Genomic DNA, 21,794 nt, shown 5'->3' on the forward strand with positions numbered 1-21,794 from the left:
GGCGCGGGAGGCGCCGGGGCCCGCCCGCGGCCTCAGCCCCGCGTGCCGCCCGGGTCCTGCCACCGCGCGGCGATCAGGTCCACGGCCTGATCGGCCAGCTCCTCGCCGCACTCCCGCACCTGCGCCAGCGACTCCCGGAACCGGGCGACCCGGCGGAAGAGCTCCCCGTGGCGCCGCTGCTCCTCCACGGGCAGGACCGGAAGCCGCATCCGGGACGGGTCCACCCTCAGGTGGCCGCGCATGCTGCTGCCCACCCGGGTGATGTTGGCCGACTCCCCGGAACTGGCCACCAGCCCGGCCAGGAACCACGGGTCGACCGCGGCGGGGTTGGTGCGCACCACGTACAGGCCGACACCCGGATAGGCCCCGGCGTCGGCCGCGCCGGCCACCCGCGCGGTGGGTCTGCGGGCCAGGGCCGGGATCAGCACGTCGCCCTCCTGGATCGGCGGGTTGCGCATCGGGTCGGCGTCGACCTCCTCGGTGCGCTCGGGGGCCGCGCCCCGCACCACGTCCTCGCCGGTGAGCACCCGGGCGCTGGTCCGCGGGCCGCCCTCCTCCGCCGAACGCCGCGGCACCGGCCGCCGGATGGTCACCGACCCGGCCTTGGCCAGCTCCGCCAGGGTGACCGCTCCGGCCGCACCGTCCCCGCCGCCGTCCTCGGGGGCCTCGGGCAGCAGGGCGCGCAGGGAGCGCAGCGCGCCCTCCATCCGCCCGCGCCGCTCGGCGAACAGCGCCGGGTCGCCGGTCCAGGCGCGCGGCACCGGCAGGCGCGTACGCGGGGTCAGGTCCGCCTCCCCGTCCATGAGGTCGACCGCGTCCACGGCCCGCGCCGCCCCGGGCCGCTCGGTGAAGCCCTCGGGGTCGGCCCGGTACTCCTTCCAGGCCCCGTCGACCGCGGCCGCGACCTCCTCGGCGGAGGGCGTCCGCCCGGGTTCGCGCGCGTCGGTGTCCACGAGCAGCACGGGCCCGGGCGCGGCCCCCTCCTCGGGGGCGCGCAGCACCCACAGCTGCAGCGGCACGGCGTAGTGGGCCGCGAACCCCGGCGGCAGCGAGACCACCGCGCCGAAGGCGCCCGCGCGCAGCAGGGAGCGGCGGATGCGCCGTCCCGACGGGCGCTGCGCGGCCCCCGGCGGCATGAGCACCACCGCCGAGCCGCCGGGGCGCAGCAGCGACAGGCAGTGCTGCACCCAGGCCAGGTCGGACTCGAGGCGGGGCGGCGCCCCGTACCTCCACCGCGGGTCCTCGGCGAGCTCCTCGGCCCCCCAGTTGCGCTCGCCGAACGGCGGCGCGCACAGGACGGTGTCGGCGCCCTCCCCACCGAAGGCGGGGGAGCGCAGGGCGTCGGCCACCCGCAGGTCCGCCTCCGGCGTCAGGGCGTCGGCGAAGGCCAGCCGCAGCGCGGCCGACCACACCGAGGCCCCCTCGCGGTCCTGCCCGCGCAGGGCGCGCCGCCCGGCGCGCGCGGCGGCCAGCAGCAGTTCGCCCCGTCCGCAGGCGGGGTCGGCCACCACCGCGCCGTCCCCGGCCAGGCGCACCATGAGGTCGGCCAGTTCGGGCGGGACCGTGTGCGAGCCGGAGGGGGAGCGCTGGTCCAGTCGGCCCAGCAGGCGCCCGAAGGAGGACCGCGCCCCGCCGTCGCCCGCGGCGCGCACGGCCGCGTCGACCAGCACCCCGGCCCTCCCGGCGGGCACCCCCTCGGGAGGGCGGGCGGCCAGGGCGTCCAGTCCGGCGCGTTCCAGGCGTTCGGCGAAGGAGAGCCGGGCCCGTTCCAGCAGCGCGGCCGGGTCGGTGCCGGTCTCCGCCGCGGCGGGTTCGGCGTCCAGGTACAGCAGCAGCACCCCGGCCCAGACCAGCGCCGCCTCGGCGGGCACCAGGGAGCGCAGGGAGTCCAGCGCCTGCCACAGCCGCTGGTCGGGGTCCACGCCCGGGACCTGGCGGTGCGCGGCCAGCCACTCCTCCACCTGGGCCAGGTCGAACCGGGGGCTGCGGTCGGTGCCGCCGACCGGCTGGGGGAAGTCCTCGTGGCGGCGCCGCCAGTTGCTCACCGCGGTGGGCTTGACCCCCGCGATCCTGGCGATGTCCGCCGAGCTCACCCGCACGTCACCGGTGCCCATGGACCCCATCCCGTCTGTGACCACAGCTGACAGGTCATGACTATACACAGCCGGTTCGGTGAACGCTGTGCGTGCCCTGACCGCCCACTATAAGGATTTGGTTGGGTTCCTTCACACCTCGGGGGTGTGCACGGAGGTTCCGGGGGTAGCCGTTCCATTACCGGACAAGCGGTGCGCAGGGGTGCGAAAGGGGAGGGGCACGGATGCTGGAATGGTGGGAGTTCGCACTCCGACTCGGCTGCGCCTTCGGGCTGGGCTGCCTGGTGGGGGTCGAGCGCCAGTGGCGGGCGCGCATGGCGGGGCTGCGGACCAACGCGCTCGTCTCCGTGGGGTCGGCGCTGTTCGTGCTCCTGGCCGCCAACACCGTGGACGAGGTCAGCCCGACCCGTGTCGCGGCCCAGGTGGTCTCCGGCATCGGTTTCCTCGGCGCGGGCGTCATCCTGCGCGACGGCATCAACGTGCGCGGCATCAACACCGCCGCCACCATCTGGTGCGCCTCGGCCGTGGGAGTCCTGGCGGGCAGCGGTATATACGTGGGCGCGGCGATGGGCGCGGTCACGGTGGTGGCCGCCAACGTCCTGCTGCGCCCGGTGGCCCGTCGGCTCCAGAAGCACAACTCCGCCTCCCACGAGGTCGGGACGGTCTACCGGATCCACGTGGTGTGCAGCGACTCCCAGGACGCCCACGTACGGGCCCTGCTGCTCCAGGCGCTGTCCGACACCGACTTCAGCCTGCGCTCCGTGGAGAGCGGCCACCTGACCGAGGACCCCGACTCGGTGTCGGTGCGCGCCGACATCGTCGTCAGCGGGCGCCAGGACGACACGCTCGAACAGGTGGTGCGCAGGCTCAGCCTGGAACCGGAGGTGTCCTCGGTGCACTGGCGTGAAATGGAGGAGGAGGCCAGCTAGGGGCGCTCCTCCACCGGGGCCTCCTCGCGCGGGCCGATCCCGACCGGGCCCGCGGTCCCGCCCCCGTCGTGCGCGGCCCGGGGGAAGAGCCGCATCCGGACCAGGAGTTCCACCCTCTGGGCCGGTGCCCCGCCCTCCTCCTCCCGCCGGTACGCGGCCGCACGGACGACCGCGGCGAGGCACCGCCGTGGCGCCCCGCACCCGCCGGCGCCGTGAGCGCCGGAAACGGGTGCCGGCGGCCCCTAGGCTGGGAGCCATGACCGACCACGGCCCCGACACCGCCAGCACCGACGCCTTCCCGGGGACCGACCCCGGGGACCTGGACGAGCTCCTCCGGGGGGCCGCCTCCCGTGCCGGGGGCGGCGAGCGGACCCGCCGCGCGCTGGAGGACATGCGCGAGGACCCGCCCACACCGCTGGAGGGCCAGTACGCCTCCGTCGAACTGGTCAAGCTCCTGGGCGAGAGCCGGGACGAGGGGGACGCGGCCGAGGCGGAGCGGATCGCCGCCGAACTCCTGCGCCCCGGCCGGCTGGACGAGGGGCCCGCCCAGCTGCTCGGTGAGCACTTCCAGGCGCTGGAGCGCTGGGACGAGGCGCTGCACTGCTACAACATCGCCGCCCGGAGGCTGGTCGCCGCGCCGCCCGCCGAACTCGCCGAGGAGGAGGACTTGGCCCTGGCGCCGCTGGTCAGTCGCCTGCTGGCCCGGATGCGGCTGGGCATGGCGCACGACGAGCACGACGAGGTGGCCCTGGGCGTGGCCCGTCGCCAGGTCGAGGCCCTGGCGGACCTCTCCCGCACCGGCCAGGACCGCCCGGAGACGGACGTGGCGGCGTTCTGCTCCCGGGAGTCCTTCGAGGGGGCCCGCGCCGGGGGAGTCCTGTCCGGGGGCGCCGCCGAGGAGGGCGCCGACGCCTACTGCCGCGCCGCCGAGCGGGCCCTGCGCGAGCGGGCCCGCCTCAACCCCCGGGCCTCGCGGGCCGTGGTGCTGTACGACCTCGATGAGGTCACCGCCTTCGCCGAGCGCTCCGGCCTGGACCCGGCGGACGAGGCCACCACCACCGCGTGGGCGCGGCGGGAGCTCGCCCCGGACGACCCCCGGATCCGGGCCTGGCCGCCCGCCCGCAACGAGGCCTGTTGGTGCGCCTCGGGCCGCAAGTACAAGAAGTGCTGCGGCTCGCCCGCCAACCGCTGACCAGGGCGGTTCCGCCTGGAGGGTTCGGGCCGATCCCCGGTGGCCGGAAGCTGTATCAGCGTCTCGGCCAAACTCAGCACCGTCGTCCCCCCGGTACATCGGATCGCGGTGACGGAACGGGTGTGCCAGGTCCTGTCCGCGGTAGGCAGGGCCGGTGCCGTCGGGCACTGGGCTCCCGGAGACCTGGAGATCGGACACAAGCGATGGAGAGTGTTCTTCTCCTAGGGCGTGCCTTGCGCTGTGGCACCCCGCGCGGGCTCCGCCTTTCATGGGAAGGAACCGCCACTCGGGTCCGCCCCGCGGTGAGGGGACGGGATGGAGCGGTTCCCGTTCGCGCTCATGGTCATCACGTTCCCGTGGGTTCCGGTGAGAGTTCAGCTTGGTCGGGGACCCTTCACGTCGACTTGTCCCCAGGGCCCTGACCCGGCGGCGTAGGGCGTCGGGGACACCCGTGTCGATGGGGAGGGGATCCGAGAACGCGGTCGGCACCCCTCTCCGACTCCGGCGGACACCTCCGTAGCCGACCGTGTCGGCGGCGACGACGGGCAGAGCATCCGAACGGGACAGCGCATGGTGGGCGGGCGCACCGCCGACGAACCACTGACAGAACTTGCGTGGGACGCCTCGGACCCCTTGCACCGCGGGTTCCGGGAACACGGCCGTTCCCGGAACCCGGCGTCCTCAGCCCAGTAGAGCCTCCAGAGCGCCCAACGCCGCGTCACGGCGCAGCCGGTCGTGGAAGTTCTGGTTGCGGTAGTTGCGCAGACAGCTGTAGCAGGACGTCTCCACCCCGCAGTCGCACCTGTCCACCCGCGCGTGGGCGGCCTCCAGCACACGCGGGAAGCTCGCGGCGATCCTGGCCGGTCCGCCCGCGCCACCGGGGACGGTGTCGAACAGCACCGGGTTCATCGTTCCCCCCAGACGCCGGAACAGCGTGCCGTCGATGTCGTCGCGACTGATGTCCAGCGCGGAGGAGGCCCCCTCCAACAGTGCGAACAGCAGCGAGTAGCGGACCGGATCGCTGACGCGCCCCATGTCCAGGGCACCACCGAAGGAGACCTCCATGATGTCGGTCTCGTAGCGGTGGGCCAGGGACAGGCGGCGTACCGTCCCCTCACAGTCGGTGCCCTTGAGGGGGTGGGGGTGCTTTCGGGGCTTCCTGCCCTCGGTCACCCCCTGGCCCCAGCCGCAACGGTCGCAGATGAGGTACCCGAGCCCGCTCGGCCCGTCGGAGACGGCCACCAGCTCCCCCCGGCTGCCCGCCTGGCACAGCACGGTACCGCCGGGGAGTTCGTGGGGGTGGTCCTCGGGCTCGGCGGCCAGGTTCACGACGTGGGTGAACCCGTGCCAGGAGATCTTGGGCGGTACCGCTCCGGCGGGTTCGACCTTGGTACTGGCGACGAACCCGAACTGGGGGATGCGGTACTGGGTGGGTGTCCCCTTGTAGGCGGTCGAGCAGGACGGGCACACCGGCGGCAGCTCGTCACGGGACTCCGCGTAGTGGCCGCACCCCTCGCACACCCGGTAGTAGTTGCCCAGCAGCTCCTTGCCGGGCAGGCGGTACACCCCGGCCGAAGTCCACCGTTTGCCGCCGGCCACGACCGAGCTGCCGGGGGCGTACTCGTAGATCGCCGAGGACAGGTCCCGGGCCAGTTCCAAGCTGCGCCCGACCGTCTCACCGGAGTGGTGGGTGCGCAGCTCAACGGTGTCGATGGGAAACCCGTACTTGGGCAGGACGTTGCGGGTGGCGAGGAAACCCAGCAGGGAGCGTCCGGTGACGGTGTTGATGGTGCGTTCGAAACGCGCGGCCAGAGGGCTGTTGCGGGCCTGGAAGGCCTCCAGGCGCCGCTGCTCGAAATCCTCGACGTCGGCCGTGACCTCAGCGCCCAGCGCGCGCAGCATCTCGCACAGCCGCTCCACCCAGTCCCCGCCCTTCAGGTCCAGCCGCCGGGCGACCTCGTCTGGCAGGATGCGCTCTAGAGCTGTTGAGACCTCGCCGGGGACCGGGGAGAGGAAGTCGGCGACCCTGGTGTAGGGCGCGGGCGAGCCCTCCCGACCAGAGCGGAAGAACTCGCCCACGGTGCCCCACGACTCCCCGGTCTCCCGGTACCAGTACCGGAAGAACGCGGCCAGTGCCACCGAGTGCGCGTGCCTGCGGTCGATGCGCTCGTTGGCCAGCGGTACGTAGGGAGCGCGGACCTCCCCGGCGATCATCTTCTCCGGTTCCTGGTAGCGGAACATGTCGTGGGAACGCCGCTGGGCGTAGGTGACCACCAGTGCGGCCGAGTCCGCGCGGCGCCCGGCACGCCCCGCGCGTTGCACGTAGTTGGCGGTGGTCGGCGGCATGTTGCGCATGAACACCGACTGCAGTTCGCCCACGTCCACGCCCAACTCGAAGGTGGTGGAGCAGGACAGGGCGTTGATCCTGCCCTTGACGAAGTCCTGCTGGATCTCGGCGGCCCGCTCACTCGACCACTGGGCGGTGTGCTCCTCCGCGGCCAGGGTGACCGGGTTCAGGTTGCGGTACAGCTGCCGGTAGTGGTCCTCGTCCTTGTCGGGGTCGGGTACCTCGTAGGGCACGAGGGTCCCCGTGCAGTTGAGGGTGGGGCACACGCCGCGCACGGACACCGGGTGCAGCCGTCGGCACCCGTCACACTGGTAGGGGGCTGAGCCGGGACCGACCAGGGTGAGGGTCAGGTCGCGGTGGCCGACCTGGTGGACGGTGCCCAGGCCCCGCTCACGGGAGGAGACCAGCCAGCCGTCCTCGTCCTTGGTCAGCGTCTTCCAGACCGACTCCAGAACCGTGGCGGGATCGGCCTCCACCTCCAGGTGTTCCAGCAGCCTGCGCACGTAGTTGAGCCTGCGGTTGTCCCCCTGGGTGGGCAGCCAGCTCAGTACCCTGCGGGCCCGGTCGCTGCCGTTGAGCCGGGCGAAGATGGGACCGCGCCGGGGCGCGAACACCTCGTCGTCGGCGGCCACCCCCTCGGGCATGGTCAGCGCCCCCTGCTGGCGCAGGGTCCGCACCAGCTCGCCGAACAGGTCCCACACCTCGTCCTCGGAGAGCCCCAGGCGCTGGGTGAACGCCGGCGGGATCCGCGTGCCCCCGGGCCGCAGCAGGCCCACCCGCAGCAGACCCCGCCCCTCCAGGGACTGGCGGTCGTCGGTGGTGACCATATCGCTCAGGACCCAGGGGGCGACCCTGGTGACCCGCTCGCGCTTGGAGGCCCTGCGATCGAAGAACCCGGCGCGCTTGGCCGTCCTGGCGGTGGCGTCGACGAGGTCCTCCACCCCGATGTGCTCGTCCGGGTCGGGGTCGTGGATGTCGGTCATCGCCTCCAGGATCAGCCTGCGCCGCTGGAACACCTCGTAGCTGCCCCGCAGGTAGGGCGCGAAGAAGGCCGCGGACTGGCGGCTGTCGCTGAAGGTCAGCAGTTTGCGTCCGCCGCCGGGGCGGTCGGCGGCCTCCTCGTCGGGGTCCTCGGGCAGCGCCTGGTAGAGCGCGGTGGCCACGACCGCGGCGGCCGCGTCGTTGCCGCTCTGGAAGCGGCGCAGGGTCTCGGCGCCGCGCGCACCGCACCGCAGGCAGGGTGCGGTGTCGGGGTTGCGGCTCTTGCTCCGGATCACCCGGACCGGGCGCACCGACCGGCCCCGGCACGTCACCGCGCAGGAGCCGTCGGCGGTGTCGGAGACCGTGCCGCAGCCGGTGCACAGGAAGCGCGGTTCGGCCCGGTGGTCGCCGGGGTCCTCCAGGGTGTCGTCGTCATCGTCCACCGTGGTGGGAGCGGTGCCCAGGTAGAACCACTCGGCGGGGTCCTTGGGGGAGCGCTGGGGGACCAGGCGCCGCCCCCGGCCGTCGTGGATCTGGGTTCCCACGGCGTAGACGTCACCGCAGCGCTTGCACGCGCCCAGCTCGAAGGCGGGGGCCGCGCAGGTCTCGCACTCCTCGTGCCGGGCCAGGGAGACGTGCGGCCCCTGTTCGCCCAAGCAGGTGAAGGCCCCGTCGGTGGCCCGCGTGAACAGGTGGTAACGGGCCGACAGGAGCGGGTTGCCGTGCTCGTCCCGCACTCTGCTGCCCAGGGACACCAGTGAGGCCAGGGCCCGCACCCGTTCGGCCGGGGTCCGCGTCCCCTGGCCCTCCCCGGGGTCGGGGACCGCGCTGAAGAGCTCCTCGGCCAGTTCCTCCAGGGGGCGGGGGCCGCCGCTGGCCATGAGTACGCGCAGGTACTGGACCCGCCGCTCCCCGGCCAGGAGCGCGGCGGCGTCCGCGCCGCCGACCACGTGGCGCCTGGCCGCGGTGACCAGGGCCCGCTCCGGGTCCTCGACCTCGGCCAGGGCCCGGTACTCCAGGGCGGGCAGCGGGCCCCACGTGCTCTCGGTGACCGTGTCGCGCCGGGTGGCGCTCACCAGGTCCTGCCGGTCGGGGTCGGCGTCGTCCCACTCGAAACGGGCGTGGAACAGCTTCGAAGCGAAGTCCATGACCTTGTGCGGGTCATCGCCGACGGTGGCGCTGGTGGCGATGCACCGCAGTTCGCGGCCGGGGGCGACCCGTTCGCGCAGGCGCCGCAGCAGCATGGCCAGCTCCGCGGCCTTGGCCCCGTCGTAGACGTGCGCCTCGTCCAGGGCGATGAACCGCCACTGCCCGGCGTGCTCGCCCTCGAACAGGTCCAGGTCGGCGGGGCGGAGCAGCAGGTACTCGAGCATCGCGTAGTTGGTCAGCAGCAGGTGCGGCGGGTTCTGGCGCATCCGCTCCCGGCTCAACAGCTCGTTGGGCAGCACCGGCTCCCCGTGGTGCAGGGACTCGAAGGCCTCCCGGGCCCTGAGTTCGCTCTCCTTGGTCTCTCCCGTGTAGCGGCCGAAGGTGATGTGCGGACTGTTGGCCAACAGCTGCCGCAACCGCTTGAGCTGGTCGTTGGCCAGCGCGTTCATGGGGTAGAGCAGCAGGGCCCGCACGCCCGGACCGAGTTCGCCCCGCTCGTGCTGGCGCTCCAGCTCGTTGAGGACGGGTACCAGGAAGCTCTCGGTCTTGCCCGAGCCGGTACCCGTGGCCACCACCAGGTTGCGTCCCGCCCGGGCCTTGCGGATCGCCTCCTCCTGGTGCTGGTACAGGGGCCGGGTCAGGTCGATGTCGGGTCCGCTCGGTGCGAGGAAGCCGGGTGAGAGGACCCCCTCCCGGACCAGCTCCTCGGGGGTGCGGCCCGTCTCGTAGGGCGGGGTGGCCTCCAGAAGGGGGCCCTTGCTCAACAGCGCGCTGGAGGAGATCCGCTCGTCGAGCGCCGAGGCCAGTACGGGGTCGCGTACCGGGAGCAGCGAGCGCAGGTAGCGCCGGTAGGTGGCGCTGATCTGGGCGCTGACGTCGATCGGGTCGAGCTGGGAGGTCACGTCTGCTCCTCGTGGTCGGGGGTGCGCTCGGCACCGGAGAGGGTGAGTTCGGCCAGGACGATGTCGGTGGCGACCAGGTCGGGTGCGGCCTCGGCCAGCGCGGTCCACGTCCTGCGCTGCGCCTGGGCGAGGGAGGCGAACAGGGGGAAGCCCCGGGCGGCCAGGCGCGCGGTGACCGCCATGGCCAGGGACACCGCGGGCAGGTTGAGCCACGGCCGCGCGTCGGGGGTGTGGCGCGATCCGACCAGTGCCGTCGCGGCGTGCTGGTGGTGAGGGCGCAACCGGGTGAGCGAGCGCAGGACCGGGTGGACGATGTCGGCTCCGTGCTTGCGGACCAGGCGCAGGCGCGCGGAGTCGCGGATGGTGAACAGGCCCATGGCCGCGTTGCTCCGCGAGTCCCCGTCCAGCAGGGCCCGGGGTACGACCCGGGCGGCCTGCCACAGCGCCTCGAACCGCTCCGGGGACAGAGCGGTCATGCTCTCGGTGGCGGCGTCGAACCGCCCCGTGCCGTGGGCGGGGTCGCGTCCGCCCTCCTCCAGGATCCTCCTGGCGGTGTGCCCGCAGCGCTGCTCCATCTGCTCCAGGAAGTCGGCGTGCCCGCTCTCGGGGGCGTCCAGGTCGCAGCGGGCCAGCACGTGGCCGCCCGCCAGGCAGGCGGCCACGGGCAGGCGGCTCCACAGGCCGGCCGCCCAGGCGGGGTCGGGGCGTTCTCCGAGCGGCGCGGCGACCACACCGGAGGAGACCAGGGTGGACACGCTCCGCTGGGGGGACAGGTCCGCGTCCGGGTGGGCCACCAGGGCCTCCAGGGGGCGGGCGGCCAGTGCCCGGCGGGCCCCGACCACGGTGTGCTCCGCCAGGTCCGATGCGCGCAGTCGGTCCGCCACCCCCAGCATTCGCCAGAGCCGGACGGCGTTGGCCCCGCCCTCCCGCGCCGCCTCGGACAGGTCCCCGGCGGCGAGGGCCCGGCACAGCGCCTCCTCCGGTTCGTCGGTGCCGTGCGGGCGGCCGGGCACGGAGCAGCTCAGCAGGTTGGGCGTGCCGGCGTCGGGCCACCGGGGCCAGTCGGTCACCGCCCACGGGTCCTCCACGGCCACGACCACGAGCAGCGGCCCTCCGACGCGCCCGTCCTCCGGCAGCGCGATCCGTCCCTCGGCGGTGACGGGGAACACCTCGGGCCCGCGCCAGGGGGCGTGCTGGGTGTACACGGCCGCGCTCACGTCCGCCGCGCCGACGAACCCCTCCAGGAGGAGATCCCCGCCCTGGTGGCGGACACCGGTGGCCAGACGGCGCGGTCGGACGGACGCCAGGGGCACGACCCGGGCGGCGTAGCCCACCACCAGCTCCAGGCTCGGATGCGCGGTGGCGGTGTCGGTGACCTGGGCCAGGGGATAGCGCACGGTGTTCCCCGGCGTGTCCTTGCGGGCCCGCACCCACTGGAGGGGCCGCACGCCCTCACGTACGCACAGATCGCCCAGCAGACCCGGATCGTCTCCCTCGGGGAGGCGGACCAGCAGGTCCCCGGCCTCGCCCACCGCCTCGGTGTCCAGGCGCAGCGGCTCGGCGCTCCAGCGGGGGGTGTGCCCCCCGGTGGACAGCACACGCAGGTGCGGGGGGCGGATGGTGACGGGCAGTTGCGCGGTGCCCGTGCTGAGGGTGGCCGCCCGGGAGGTCTGGTCGTGGTCGAACCCGTGCACGGCCGGTTCGGCGCGCAGCCCCTCGGGGGCGGTCAGCTCCGAGCGCCCCGGGGCCAGCCCTCCCCGCCGCAGGATCCGGACACCGGGCTCGTGTGTGGCGGTCAGACCCTCGGCCACGGCCACCTGGAGCTGGGTGCCCCGGCCCAGGGGCCCGCGGACCCGTACCGTGAAGGAGCCCAGCACAGGTGAGGGGAGCCCGTCGAAGGGGTGCACGCGGTCACCCCCCGTCCCGGTGGCGCGGGCCAGGACGCGGCCGCTGTCGGCGAAGAGCACGTCCACGTCCCAGGCCACCGCCGAGCCGGTGTCCTCGGGCAACAGGACCGCGGGGGGACGCGCGTGCACCGGAGCGCCGTACACGGTGGTGACTCCGGGCACGGGATCGGACAGCTCCACCTCGGGGCGGGCGCGTCCCTGGATCCGGTGGACGCGGCCTCCCTCCAGGCCGAGCCAGGAACCGCGCTCGGTGTGCAGCCGGACCAGTTCCCAGCCCCGCCAGCCGTAGGGGGCCTCACCGGTCTCGGCGACACGGACGTCGCCGGAGCGGGCCAGCGTCCGCTCCCCCGGGTACAGCGCCCAAACCGAGCCCGGCGGCAGGGCCAGGTCTGTGCTGACCAGTGCGCCGTCCTCGGTGAAGAGCAGCAGCGGATCGTCGGGGTCGACCAGGGTGAGCCGGTGCCAGGCGTCGGTGCGGTGCGGGGCGACCGACACGCTCCGGGTGGGCCGCGGCAGGGTGAACACGGTCCGCTCACCGCCTGTCCAGCGCTGCCGGACGCTGTGGCTGTCCTCGTCGGTGACGATGTTCCAGCGCACGTCGTCCCCGTACTCGTCGGCGGGGAGCTGGACGTGGACACCGTGCACGTAGGGGTCCAGCCCCAGGCTGGGGCGCAGGGACCGGCGCCGTGCCGACGCGGACCGGTTCCAGGCGGGCAGCGCGCCCCGGGCCCCGGCTTCCTCCAGGGCCCGTACGGCGGGTGCGCGGAAGCGCTCGGGCAGACCGGCCTCCCGGCAGGTCGCGTCGGCGTCGTCCTGGAGGAGTTCGAGCAGGTGCATGCAGCGCTCGATGGTCTCCAGGGCGTAGTCCCGACCCGAGGACAGGAACCGCTGCGCGGGCTTGTCCAGGTCCCTGAGCCGGAACTGCCCGCCCAGGGCCCACTGGTGCAGTCCGTGGGCGTCCAGGCCCGGGTCGGCGTGCACCCGGTGCAGGATGAGGTCGAACAGGTCCTTCAGGCAGTAGGTGGGGATCCCCGAGTGCATGACCATGGGACCCACGTACCGGTACTGGGTGTCGTCGGTGAAGGGCTCCAACCCCAGCACGTCCAGGGAGCGCAGGAACCCGTTGCCCCATTCGGCGTTGGCCTGGCGCGGGCGGGGCACTCCGGTGTGCTTCCACAGGTCGGGCCACAGCTTGCCGCCGGAGTAGTGGGCCGTGGCGATGCCGACCGTGACGGCCGCCGTGCACGCGGGCCAGCGGTGCAGCCGGGGTTCCATCCCCGCGTTGAGCCGGGCGGTGAAGACCTTCCCCAGGGCGAGGGCGGCCTGCCTCAGTTCCTTCGGGCTGATGGCCGCCTCGGAGACCAGGGACACGCCGTCCAGGCGCGGCCGCCATTCGGACTCGCGGACGTCGAGGAGTTGGTCGGCGGTGACCTTCCGGGGGGCCTGCCGGAGGGGCTTCTCTTCGAAGGGCAGCGGCACGGGCATGGACATGGCCGGCTCCAGGGGGGTGTGTCGTCGACACGGCGTAGTCTCACCGATGACATCAACATAGAGACCGGCTGAAAACATTGTCAACTCTAGATTCTCGTGGTGTATTGTTCTCGACCGAGAGAGAGGAGGCGCTCCATGGCCCAGGGCACAGGCGTCACCGCGGCCGACATCGCGCGTATCGCCCAGGTGAGTCGGACCACGGTCAGCAACTGGCGCCGACGCCACGAGGACTTCCCGCGACCGGTGGGCGGAGCGGGCAACCGGGCGCTGTTCGACCGCACCCAGGTGGAGGCGTGGCTCGCCCGGGGCGGGCGCCTGCCCGAACGCGCACCGCACGAACTGGTCTGGGAACAGGTGCGCGCCGCCGCCGGTGAGGGCGCGGACCCGGCGGAGGTGGTCGCCGACGCGCAGGAGTTCCTCCTCGACCTCTCCCGGGGCGGTGCCGAGGCCGCCGGAACCGCGGGGAAGAGACTGACCGCCCGCCCAGGAGGAGACGAGCTGGCCCGAGCACTGCGCGAGGCGGCCACGACCCCCGAACGGGCGCGGGAGTTCTCCGACCACCTGCATGACGCCTACGTGGACTCGCTGGGCGGCAAGGCGCACATCACGCCCGGGTCACTGGCCGACCTCATGGCCGCGCTGGCCGGGGTGGGTGGGGGTGAGGTGCTCGACCCCGCTTGCGGCGGAGGCACCCTGCTCCGCGCCGCCGCGGACGCGGGCGCCACGGGACTGCACGGTCAGGAGACCGCGGCCGCCACCGCGCGCCTGGCCCGGGCGCGGCTGGGGCTGCACACAGGGCACGGAGACGGGAACGTGTCCGCACAGGTCACCGGGGGCGACTCCCTGACCGGTGACGCCTTCCCCGGCCGCCGCTTCGACGCGGTGCTGTGCAACCCCCCGTTCAACCAGCGCGACTGGGGCGCGGACCAGCTCGCCTACGACGAGCGCTGGGCCTACGGCGTACCGCCCCGGTCGGAGTCCGAACTGGCTTGGGTGCAGCACTGCCTCGCCCACACCCGCCCCGGAGGCCTGGCCGTGCTGCTCATGCCGCCGGCCGCGGCCTCGCGTCCCTCCGGGCGCCGCATCCGCAGGGAACTGCTGCGCCGCGGCGCGCTGCGGGCGGTCCTCGCCCTTCCCGTGGGCGCCGCGGCCCCCGTGCACGTCGGACTCCAGGTGTGGGTCCTGCACCAGCCCGACCCCGCGTCGGCGGTGGAGCCCCGGATCCTGTTCGTCGACACCGCGGCCGGCACGGAGGAGGAGGCCGAGGACGGCGAGCGCCGACCGGTCGACTGGGAGGGGTTGCGCCGGTCCGTCACGCGGGTCTGGCGGGACTTCCTCGGCGCGCCGGCCGAGGTCGCCGACCAGCCCGGTTTCTGCCGGGCGGTGCCCGCGATCGAGCTGCTGGACGACAGTGTGGACCTGACCCCGCACCGCCACCTGCCCGTGGCCGCGCCCGAGATGAGCGGGAGGGAGGCGGGCCAGTGGTCGGGACGGGCCCGGCGAAGACTCCTGCGCGTCCTGGAGGACACCCGCGCGTCCGTGCCCGGACACGGCTGGGCCGGGCGGGAGGCCGCCGGATGGCGGATGACCACCGTCGCCGACCTCGCGCGCTCCGGCGCCCTGACCCTGTACCGGGCCCCCTCGTCCGGAACCGCGTCCCCTCCCGGGGAGGAGGAGAGCGGCCCGGGAGGCCTTCGCGTACTGACCCTGGCCGACGTCCTCGGCGGACGCACCCCCAGCGGCCGCCCGGACGCGCTCGACGGCACGGCGGAGCCGGAGGAGCGGGTACGGGTTCGGCCCGGCGACGTGGTCGTGCCCTCCTCCCTGGCCCGCCGGGGCCCGTACCGGGCCCGGGTCGCGGGTGAGGAGGAGTCCGGAGCTCTGCTGGGCGCGAACCTGCACCTGCTCCGGCCGGACCCGGCGCACGTCGACCCCTGGTTCCTGGCGGGGTTCCTGGAGGACGAGGACAACCTGCGCCGGGCCGGGCTCGGCTCCACCATCGTCCGGGTGGACCTGCGCAAGCTCAGTGTGCCGCTGCTCTCCCTGGCCGAGCAGCGGCGCTACGGCGCGGCCTTCCGGGAGATCCACGAGTTCCGCGTCCACCTGGACCGGGTCAGCGCGGCCGCCGGGGAGCTGGGGGAGCACCTGTCCAGCGGCCTGCGCGCCGGGCTGCTGGCGCCGCCGCCCCCGTCGGGCCCGGGAGGGGCCGAGCAGGCCGAACGGTCCCCGGACACACCGGACATCAGACAGACTTGACGCACACCCCGGCGCCCCCACACTCGCATACCCCTTTTCGGAAGGACCCCGGTGAACTCGAGTACCCACCAGGAGCTGGCCAACTTCATCTGGTCCGTCGCGGACCTGCTCCGCGGTGACTACAAGCAGTCCGAGTACGGCAAGGTGATCCTGCCGTTCGTCGTGCTGCGTCGGCTGGACTGCGTCCTGGAGCCGACCAAGCAGGCGGTCCGGGAGGCGCACGAGAAGTTCAGGGGCAAGCCCGTGCACGACACCTTCGTGCTCCGGGCGTCGGGCCACAGCTTCTACAACACCAGTCCGCTGACGCTGAAGCGCATCGCCGACGACGCCTCCCAGGCGGCCAACAACCTCACGCACTTCGTCAACGCCTTCTCCGAGAACGCCCGCGAGGTGCTGGAGAAGTACGACTTCCTCGCGCAGATCCGGCGGCTCGACGAGGCGGGCCTGCTGTACCAGGTGGTGGGCAGGTTCGCGGACCTGGACCTGGGGCCGGAGCGGGTCTCCAACATGCAGATGGGCTACGTCTTCGAGGAGCTCATCCGCCGCTTCTCCGAGATCTCCAACGAGACCGCCGGTGAGCACTTCACCCCCCGCGAGGTCATCCGGCTCATGACCGAGCTCCTCCTCGCCCCGGACAAGGACAGCCTGCGCGGCCCCGGGGTCGTCCGCGAGGTCCTGGACCCGGCGTGCGGCACCGGCGGCATGCTCACCGAGGTGCACGACTACATCCTCGGCCTCAACCCGGACGCCACCGTCGCGATGTCCGGCCAGGAGCTCAACGGTGAGTCGTGGGCGATCAGCCGGTCCGACCTGATGATCAAGGGCCAGAACCCCAAGAACATCAAGTTCGGCAACTCCTTCAACAACGACCAGCACCGGGGGAGCACGTTCGACTACATGCTCGCCAACCCGCCGTTCGGGGTGGAGTGGAAGAAGGTCAAGGACGACGTGGAGGCCGAGCACCAGCTCGGCAGGCTGGGTCGCTTCGAGGCCGGGCTGCCCCGGATCAACGACGGTTCGCTGTTGTTCCTCCAGCACATGATCTCGAAGATGAAGCCCTACGAGCCGGGGAACATCGAGAAGCCCGGCAGCCGCCTGGCGATCGTCTTCAACGGATCCCCGCTGTTCACCGGGGGAGCGGGGTCCGGTGAGTCGGAGATCCGCCGGTGGATCCTGGAGAACGACTGGCTGGAGGCGATCGTCGCCCTGCCCGACCAGCTGTTCTACAACACGGGGATATCCACCTACTTCTGGATCCTCACCAACCGCAAGGACAGCGCCCACAAGGGCAAGGTCATGCTCGTCGACGCCCGGGAGCACTGGGCCAAGATGCGCAAGTCCCTGGGCGACAAGCGCAAGTACATCACCGACGAGCAGATCGGTGAGCTGTCTCGGCTGTACCTGGACGCGCAGGGCGTGGCCGCCGACCCCGAGCACCCCCTGCACGGCAAGGTGAAGGTCTTCGCCAACGAGGACTTCGGGTACCAGCGCATCACCGTGGAGCGCCCGTTGAAGCTGCGCTTCGAGGTCACCGAGGACGCCCTGGCCGAGCTGAGCGCCGTGCTGGACAAGGGCAGGGCCACCGCCAAGTACGAGCAGAAGGCCGAGCTGGTGGAGACGCTCCGGTCGCTGGTCGGTGTCGGACCCTCCTTCAAGAAGACCGAGTTCGCCGACCGGATCCAGGTGGCGTTGGCGGAGGCGGGCGTGAGCAAACCGCCCACGGCCGTGATGAAGGCGGTCTGGTCCGTGGTGTCGGTGCGCGACCCCGAGGGCGAGGTTCAGAGGAAGAAGGGCGAGCCGGAGCCGGACCCAGAACTGCGCGACTTCGAGAACATCCCGCTGGGCGAGGACATCGAGGCCTACATGGAGCGGGAGGTCCTGCCGCACGTCGCGGACGCCTGGGTGGATCACTCGAAGACGAGGATCGGCTACGAGATCCCCTTCACGCGGTACTTCTACGTGTACACGCCTCCCCGGCCGTTGGAGGAGATCGATGCCGAGCTCAAGCAGCTTGAGGGCGAGATCCAGCGACTCCTGGGAGAGGCGACCAAGTGAATAAAGTTCCCCTTAAAAGGGTTGCTCGTATTATTGCGGGGCAATCTCCGAAGTCTGAGGATGTAACACCACTCACTGCTGGCATTCCATTTCTTCAGGGGAATGCTGAATTTGGCCCTGAGAATCCGAAGCCAAAATTTGAATGCAACCTTGCCAGTAAGTACTGTGATACTGGCGATATTCTACTTTCAGTGAGGGCTCCTGTTGGTGCTGTAAATATTGCTGATCGCCGTTATGCAGTAGGTCGTGGAGTTTGTGCAATTCGCGCAGAGTCTGTTGACCAAAGGTATCTTTGGTGGTGGCTTAATGGACAGAGTGAAATTTTGAATTCTGTTGCCACTGGTTCAACGTATTCGGCAGTGACTGCTGAACAGGTTGGCGCTATAGAAGTTCCCGCCATGGGGCTTGGGGAGCAGCGGCGTATAGCTGACTTCCTTGATGCTGAAGTGGGTCTCGTAGAGGCTGCTGGTTGGAAAAGAAGGGAAGTTTCTGTTCTTGCTCGTCAGAGGCATCGAGCCTTGATTGACATGGAAATAGTCAAGCTCTCTGAAAAATTTGGTGATCGTCTACTCAGGCGCTCCATTGTTGGCATGGAGCAAGGATTCAGTCCGCTGTGTGACAATTATCCTGCGTCTGAGGGTGAATGGGGAGTGCTTAAGGTTAGTTCTGTTAAGCTCGGCGTCTTTACTGAAGAGGAAAACAAGCACTACCCAGAGGGCGACGCAAGTATGTCGCGGTATGAAGTTAAGGAGGGGGATTTGTTGGTCACTCGGGCTAACACTCCTTCCTTGGTTGGGTCGGTCGCTCTCGTCCCCAGGGTGCGCGAGAAGCTTCTTATTTCTGACAAGATCTTTCGAGTGAAAACGTCGGGGAATATCGACCCTCGCTTCCTTGCCTTCGCTGCTGGTGGAAGTCGTATTCGGGGAATGTGTGCGATGGCTTCGCATGGGACTTCCCAGTCGATGGTCAATCTCAAGTCCGAGGAGATCAAGGCATGGCCGATCCCGGCGGCTCCGCTCGATGAGCAGGCGAGGGCCGCAGCCAGGTTCGAAGAGAGTCGTGTGTTCACTGACCGGTTGCGAGAACTCGCCGACCGACAGATCCAGCTTCTGGAAGAGCGTAAGCGTGCCCTGATCACCGCCGCTGTCACCGGTCAGATCGACGTCACCACCGCGCGAGGAGCTGATGTTTCGTGAGCCCCGTCTACGACGAGAGAACCTTCGAGGACAACATCGTCGCCTCCCTGCTCTCAAACGGCTGGCGACAGGGGACCCCCGCTGACTACCACGCCGAACTGGGGTTGGACACCGCCCAGCTCACCGAGTTCCTCGGGGCCACCCAGGGGGACGAGTTCGAGGAGCTCGCCGCGCGCTGCGGCGGCACGGAAGCCGCCCAGACCACCTTCACCAAGACCCTCGCCAAGCGGATCGACGAGCAGGGCACCCTCCACGTCCTGCGCAAGGGCGTCACCGTCGAAGGGGTGCGCTTCAAACTCGCCCACTTCCGGCCCTCGCACACCATCGTCGAGAACGCCCTGGACAACTACCGGCGGAACCGGCTCAGCGTCACCCGCCAGCTGCACTACGCCACCAAGGACGGCGACCGGGGCAAGTCCCTGGACCTGGTCCTGTTCGTCAACGGCCTGCCCGTCGCCACCGCCGAACTCAAGAACCCCCTCACCGGGCAGGACGTCAACGACGCCAAACGCCAGTACGCCCACGACCGCGACCCCCTCGAAACGCTCTTCGCGCGGCGCACCCTGGTCCATTTCGCCGTTGACCCCGACCTGGTCTTCCTCACCACCCGCCTCGCGGGTCCCGACACCGTCTTCCTGCCGTTCAACACCGGCTCCGAGGGCCCCGGCCGCACCGGCGGCGCGGGCAACCCCCCGCTCGCGACGGGGGCAACCGGCTACCGGACCTCCTACCTGTGGGAACAGGTCTGGCAGATCGACAACTGGCTCGACCTCCTCGAACGCTTCGTCCACGTCAAGCGGGACAAGGACTCCAGGGGCCGCAAGCGCCAGAGCGTCATCTTCCCCCGCTTCCACCAGTGGCACGCGGTGCGCACCCTCGTCGACCACGCCGCCCGCCACGGGGCGGGTAACAACTACCTCGTCATGCACTCGGCCGGGTCGGGCAAGTCCAACACGATCGCCTGGCTCTCCCACCGACTCGCCTCCCTACACACCTCCGAAGACCCCTCCCACCTGGACCCCGCCGCCGTGGAGAAGGGCCTCAAGCCCAACGAACGGGTCTTCGACAAGACCATCATCATCACCGACCGCTCCGTCCTGGACCGCCAACTCCAGGACACCGTCGGCGACTTCTCCCAGGTGGAGGGGCTGGTCGGAAAGATCGGCGGCAAGGGCGGCTCCAAGTCCGCCCAACTGGCCGAGGCGCTGTCCACCTCCACCAAGCGCATCCTTGTGGTCACCCTCCAGACCTTCCCCGCCCTCCTCGACTACCTCAAGAAGGAGCCCGTCGAGATCAAGGGCCACCGGTTCGCGATCGTCGTCGACGAGGCGCACTCCTCCCAGAGCGGAGAGGCCGCCAAGGACGTCAAGAAGGCCCTCCGGGACCTGGGCCTGGACGCGGACGACGACGAACCCGACAGCGAGCAGGAGGGGCAGGCGGAGCAGTCCACCGAGGAGGCCCTGCGCGAGTCGGCCGCCTACCGGGGCCGCAGCGCGAACCTGTCCTACTTCGCGTTCACCGCCACCCCCAAGCACAAGACCCTCAACCTGTTCGGTCGCCGCAACCGGGCCACCGGCAAGTACGAGCCCTTCCACGTCTACTCGATGCGCCAGGCCATCGACGAGGGCTTCATCCTCGACCCGCTGCGCAACTACCTCACGTACGGCGCCCAGTACAAGCTGGCCAACCTCAACGCCGAGGACCGCGAGGTGGACGCGGACAAGGCCCGGTCCGAACTCGCCCGCTTCGCCTTCCTGCACGAGTCCTCGCTGGCCCAGCACGCCGAGGTGATCGTCGAGAACTTCAACCGGGTCACCCGCGGCCAGATGGACGGCCGGGCCAAGGCCATGGTCGTCACCCGCTCCCGCGAGGCCGCGCTGCGCCTGTACCGGGCGACCGTCAGCTACCTGGAGGACAGCGGCGCCCCGGACCCGGGGGTCCTCGTCGCCTTCTCCGGGGCCCTCAAACTCACCAAGGACGACCCGGGCGTCACCGAGGCCGACGTCAACGGCTTCCCCGAGGGCGAGCTCCCACAGCGCTTCGCCTATACCGCCGCCGACGACCGGTACTCCGGCGCCCGTAGCGGCAACCGCGAGTACCGGCTGCTGATCGTCGCCGAGAAGTACCAGACCGGGTTCGACCAGCCGCTGTTGACCACCATGTTCGTGGTCAAACCCCTCAAGGGCGTGGCCGCCGTGCAGACCCTGTCCCGGCTCAACCGCACCCACCCGCGCAAGAGCCAGAGCGACCTGTTCGTCCTCGACTTCGTCAACCGGGCCGAGGACGTCAAGGAGCAGTTCAAGCCCTTCTACGAGCAGGCGGTCACCGTCGAGGCCGACCCCGACCGGCTGCACAGGGCCAAGCACCGGCTGATGCACGGGGCGAACATCCTGGTGGAGGCCGAGCTGGAGGGCTTCGCCAAGGCCTATCTCGACGTCACGGACGGCCCGCAGCCCACCGACGAACAGCTCAGGAACCACCCCGACCTCCTGCGCCACCTCAATCCCGCGGTGGAGCGCTACACGACGCTGGCCACCGCCGAGGACGAGGACGACCGCGCCGACGCCGACACCTTCCGGACCGAGCTCAACGACTACGTCACCAAGTACGCCTTCCTCGCCCAGATCATGAGCTACCCGGACACGGAGCTGGAGCGCCTGTACCTGTACGGCCGCTTCCTGCTCCGGGCCCTGCCCGCCCGGCGGGACGGCGGGGTCGACATCGGCAAGGTCAGCCTGAGCCACTTCCGGCTCTTCGCGACCGGAAAGCACGACCTCGGGCTGTCCCCGGAGGGCGACCAGGAGCTTCCCGGCTTCTCCGACGGGGCCGCGGGCGCCGCCGATCCCAGGAAGGAGCTGCTCTCCGAGCTCATCGAGCTCTTCAACGAGCACTTCGGCCGCAACCTCAGCGAGGCGGACCGGCTCATGCTGGAGGAGCGTCTCCAGAGCGTCGTCCAGAACCCCAAGGTCAAACTCGCCGCCCTCAACAGCGACGAGAACGCCTTCCAGCACGTGTTCGACGAGCCCATGGAGGAGGCGATCGCGGAACGCTACGAGAGCGGCATCGAGTTCACCAACCGTTACTTCGGTGACGCCGACTTCAAGAACTCGATCAACCGCGCCATGCGGAGGGCCGCCTACCGGCTCATTCGCCGGGAGCACGGCTCCACGGCGGCCTGAGGGCACGGCCGCTCGGGTGGAACGGAGGCCCGAGCGGCGCCCCATCCCGCTCCCCGTGGCCGTAGGATCACCCACGACGCACGCGTACAACCCCCCTGTGGCCGGTGGCCCCGCACC

General features: G+C 71.4%; 9 protein-coding genes. 6 read left to right on the forward strand and 3 right to left on the reverse strand.

Going from position 1 to position 21,794, the window contains the following annotated elements:
- Positions 1-32 precede the first annotated feature (32 nt).
- Positions 33-2,114, reverse strand: coding sequence for an N-6 DNA methylase (locus tag FYW95_RS16345; RefSeq protein ID WP_159944395.1), 2,082 nt, complete (start codon positions 2,112-2,114; stop codon positions 33-35).
- 203 nt (positions 2,115-2,317) lie between these two features.
- Here FYW95_RS16345 and FYW95_RS16350 point away from each other — a divergent pair, with 203 nt between their 5' ends.
- Positions 2,318-3,022 (forward strand): MgtC/SapB family protein, encoded by a 705-nt coding sequence (locus FYW95_RS16350; protein ID WP_159944394.1) that lies wholly within the window; start codon positions 2,318-2,320, stop codon positions 3,020-3,022.
- 256 nt (positions 3,023-3,278) lie between these two features.
- Positions 3,279-4,214 carry an SEC-C domain-containing protein gene (locus tag FYW95_RS16355; RefSeq protein ID WP_160050508.1) on the forward strand — a complete coding sequence of 312 codons (936 nt, stop codon included), beginning with the start codon at positions 3,279-3,281 and terminating at the stop codon, positions 4,212-4,214.
- 681 nt (positions 4,215-4,895) lie between these two features.
- Here the strand turns inward: FYW95_RS16355 and FYW95_RS16360 are convergent.
- Positions 4,896-9,593, reverse strand: a complete 4,698-nt coding sequence (locus tag FYW95_RS16360; protein ID WP_160050509.1) for a DEAD/DEAH box helicase — start codon at positions 9,591-9,593, stop codon at positions 4,896-4,898.
- Positions 9,590-12,991, reverse strand: a complete 3,402-nt coding sequence (locus tag FYW95_RS16365; protein WP_160050510.1) for a hypothetical protein — start codon at positions 12,989-12,991, stop codon at positions 9,590-9,592. Before FYW95_RS16365 ends, FYW95_RS16360 begins: the two co-directional genes overlap by 4 nt.
- A gap of 135 nt (positions 12,992-13,126) precedes the next feature.
- On the opposite strand from FYW95_RS16365, the gene FYW95_RS16370 reads away from it, so the two are divergent.
- The 4 genes from FYW95_RS16370 to FYW95_RS16385 are packed head-to-tail and all read left to right on the forward strand — an operon-like array spanning position 13,127 to position 21,677.
- Positions 13,127-15,247, forward strand: coding sequence for an N-6 DNA methylase (locus FYW95_RS16370; protein WP_160050511.1), 2,121 nt, complete (start codon positions 13,127-13,129; stop codon positions 15,245-15,247).
- 51 nt (positions 15,248-15,298) lie between these two features.
- Positions 15,299-17,302: a type I restriction-modification system subunit M gene (locus FYW95_RS16375; protein WP_160050512.1), complete on the forward strand. Its 2,004-nt coding sequence runs from the start codon at positions 15,299-15,301 to the stop codon at positions 17,300-17,302.
- A complete protein-coding gene (locus FYW95_RS16380; RefSeq protein ID WP_160050513.1) occupies positions 17,299-18,498 on the forward strand; it encodes a restriction endonuclease subunit S in 1,200 nt (399 codons plus the stop codon). The genes FYW95_RS16375 and FYW95_RS16380 overlap by 4 nt, the downstream gene beginning before the upstream one ends.
- On the forward strand, positions 18,495-21,677 hold the full coding sequence (locus FYW95_RS16385; protein WP_160050514.1) for a type I restriction endonuclease subunit R: 3,183 nt from the start codon (positions 18,495-18,497) through the stop codon (positions 21,675-21,677). Before FYW95_RS16380 ends, FYW95_RS16385 begins: the two co-directional genes overlap by 4 nt.
- Positions 21,678-21,794: the final 117 nt, after the last annotated feature.

It is taken from the genome of Nocardiopsis sp. FR4 (genome assembly GCF_009830945.1).
Taxonomy (GTDB): domain Bacteria; phylum Actinomycetota; class Actinomycetes; order Streptosporangiales; family Streptosporangiaceae; genus Nocardiopsis.

What these genes read in the sequence shown, in the direction of transcription:
- FYW95_RS16370 (WP_160050511.1), top strand. Translation starts at nt 13,127, where the DNA reads ATGGCCCAGGGCACAGGCGTCACCGCGGCCGACATCGCGCGTATCGCC.
- FYW95_RS16355 (WP_160050508.1), top strand. Translation starts at nt 3,279, where the DNA reads ATGACCGACCACGGCCCCGACACCGCCAGCACCGACGCCTTCCCGGGG.
- FYW95_RS16350 (WP_159944394.1), top strand. Translation starts at nt 2,318, where the DNA reads ATGCTGGAATGGTGGGAGTTCGCACTCCGACTCGGCTGCGCCTTCGGG.
- FYW95_RS16345 (WP_159944395.1), bottom strand. Translation starts at nt 2,114, where the DNA reads ATGGGCACCGGTGACGTGCGGGTGAGCTCGGCGGACATCGCCAGGATC.
- FYW95_RS16365 (WP_160050510.1), bottom strand. Translation starts at nt 12,991, where the DNA reads ATGTCCATGCCCGTGCCGCTGCCCTTCGAAGAGAAGCCCCTCCGGCAG.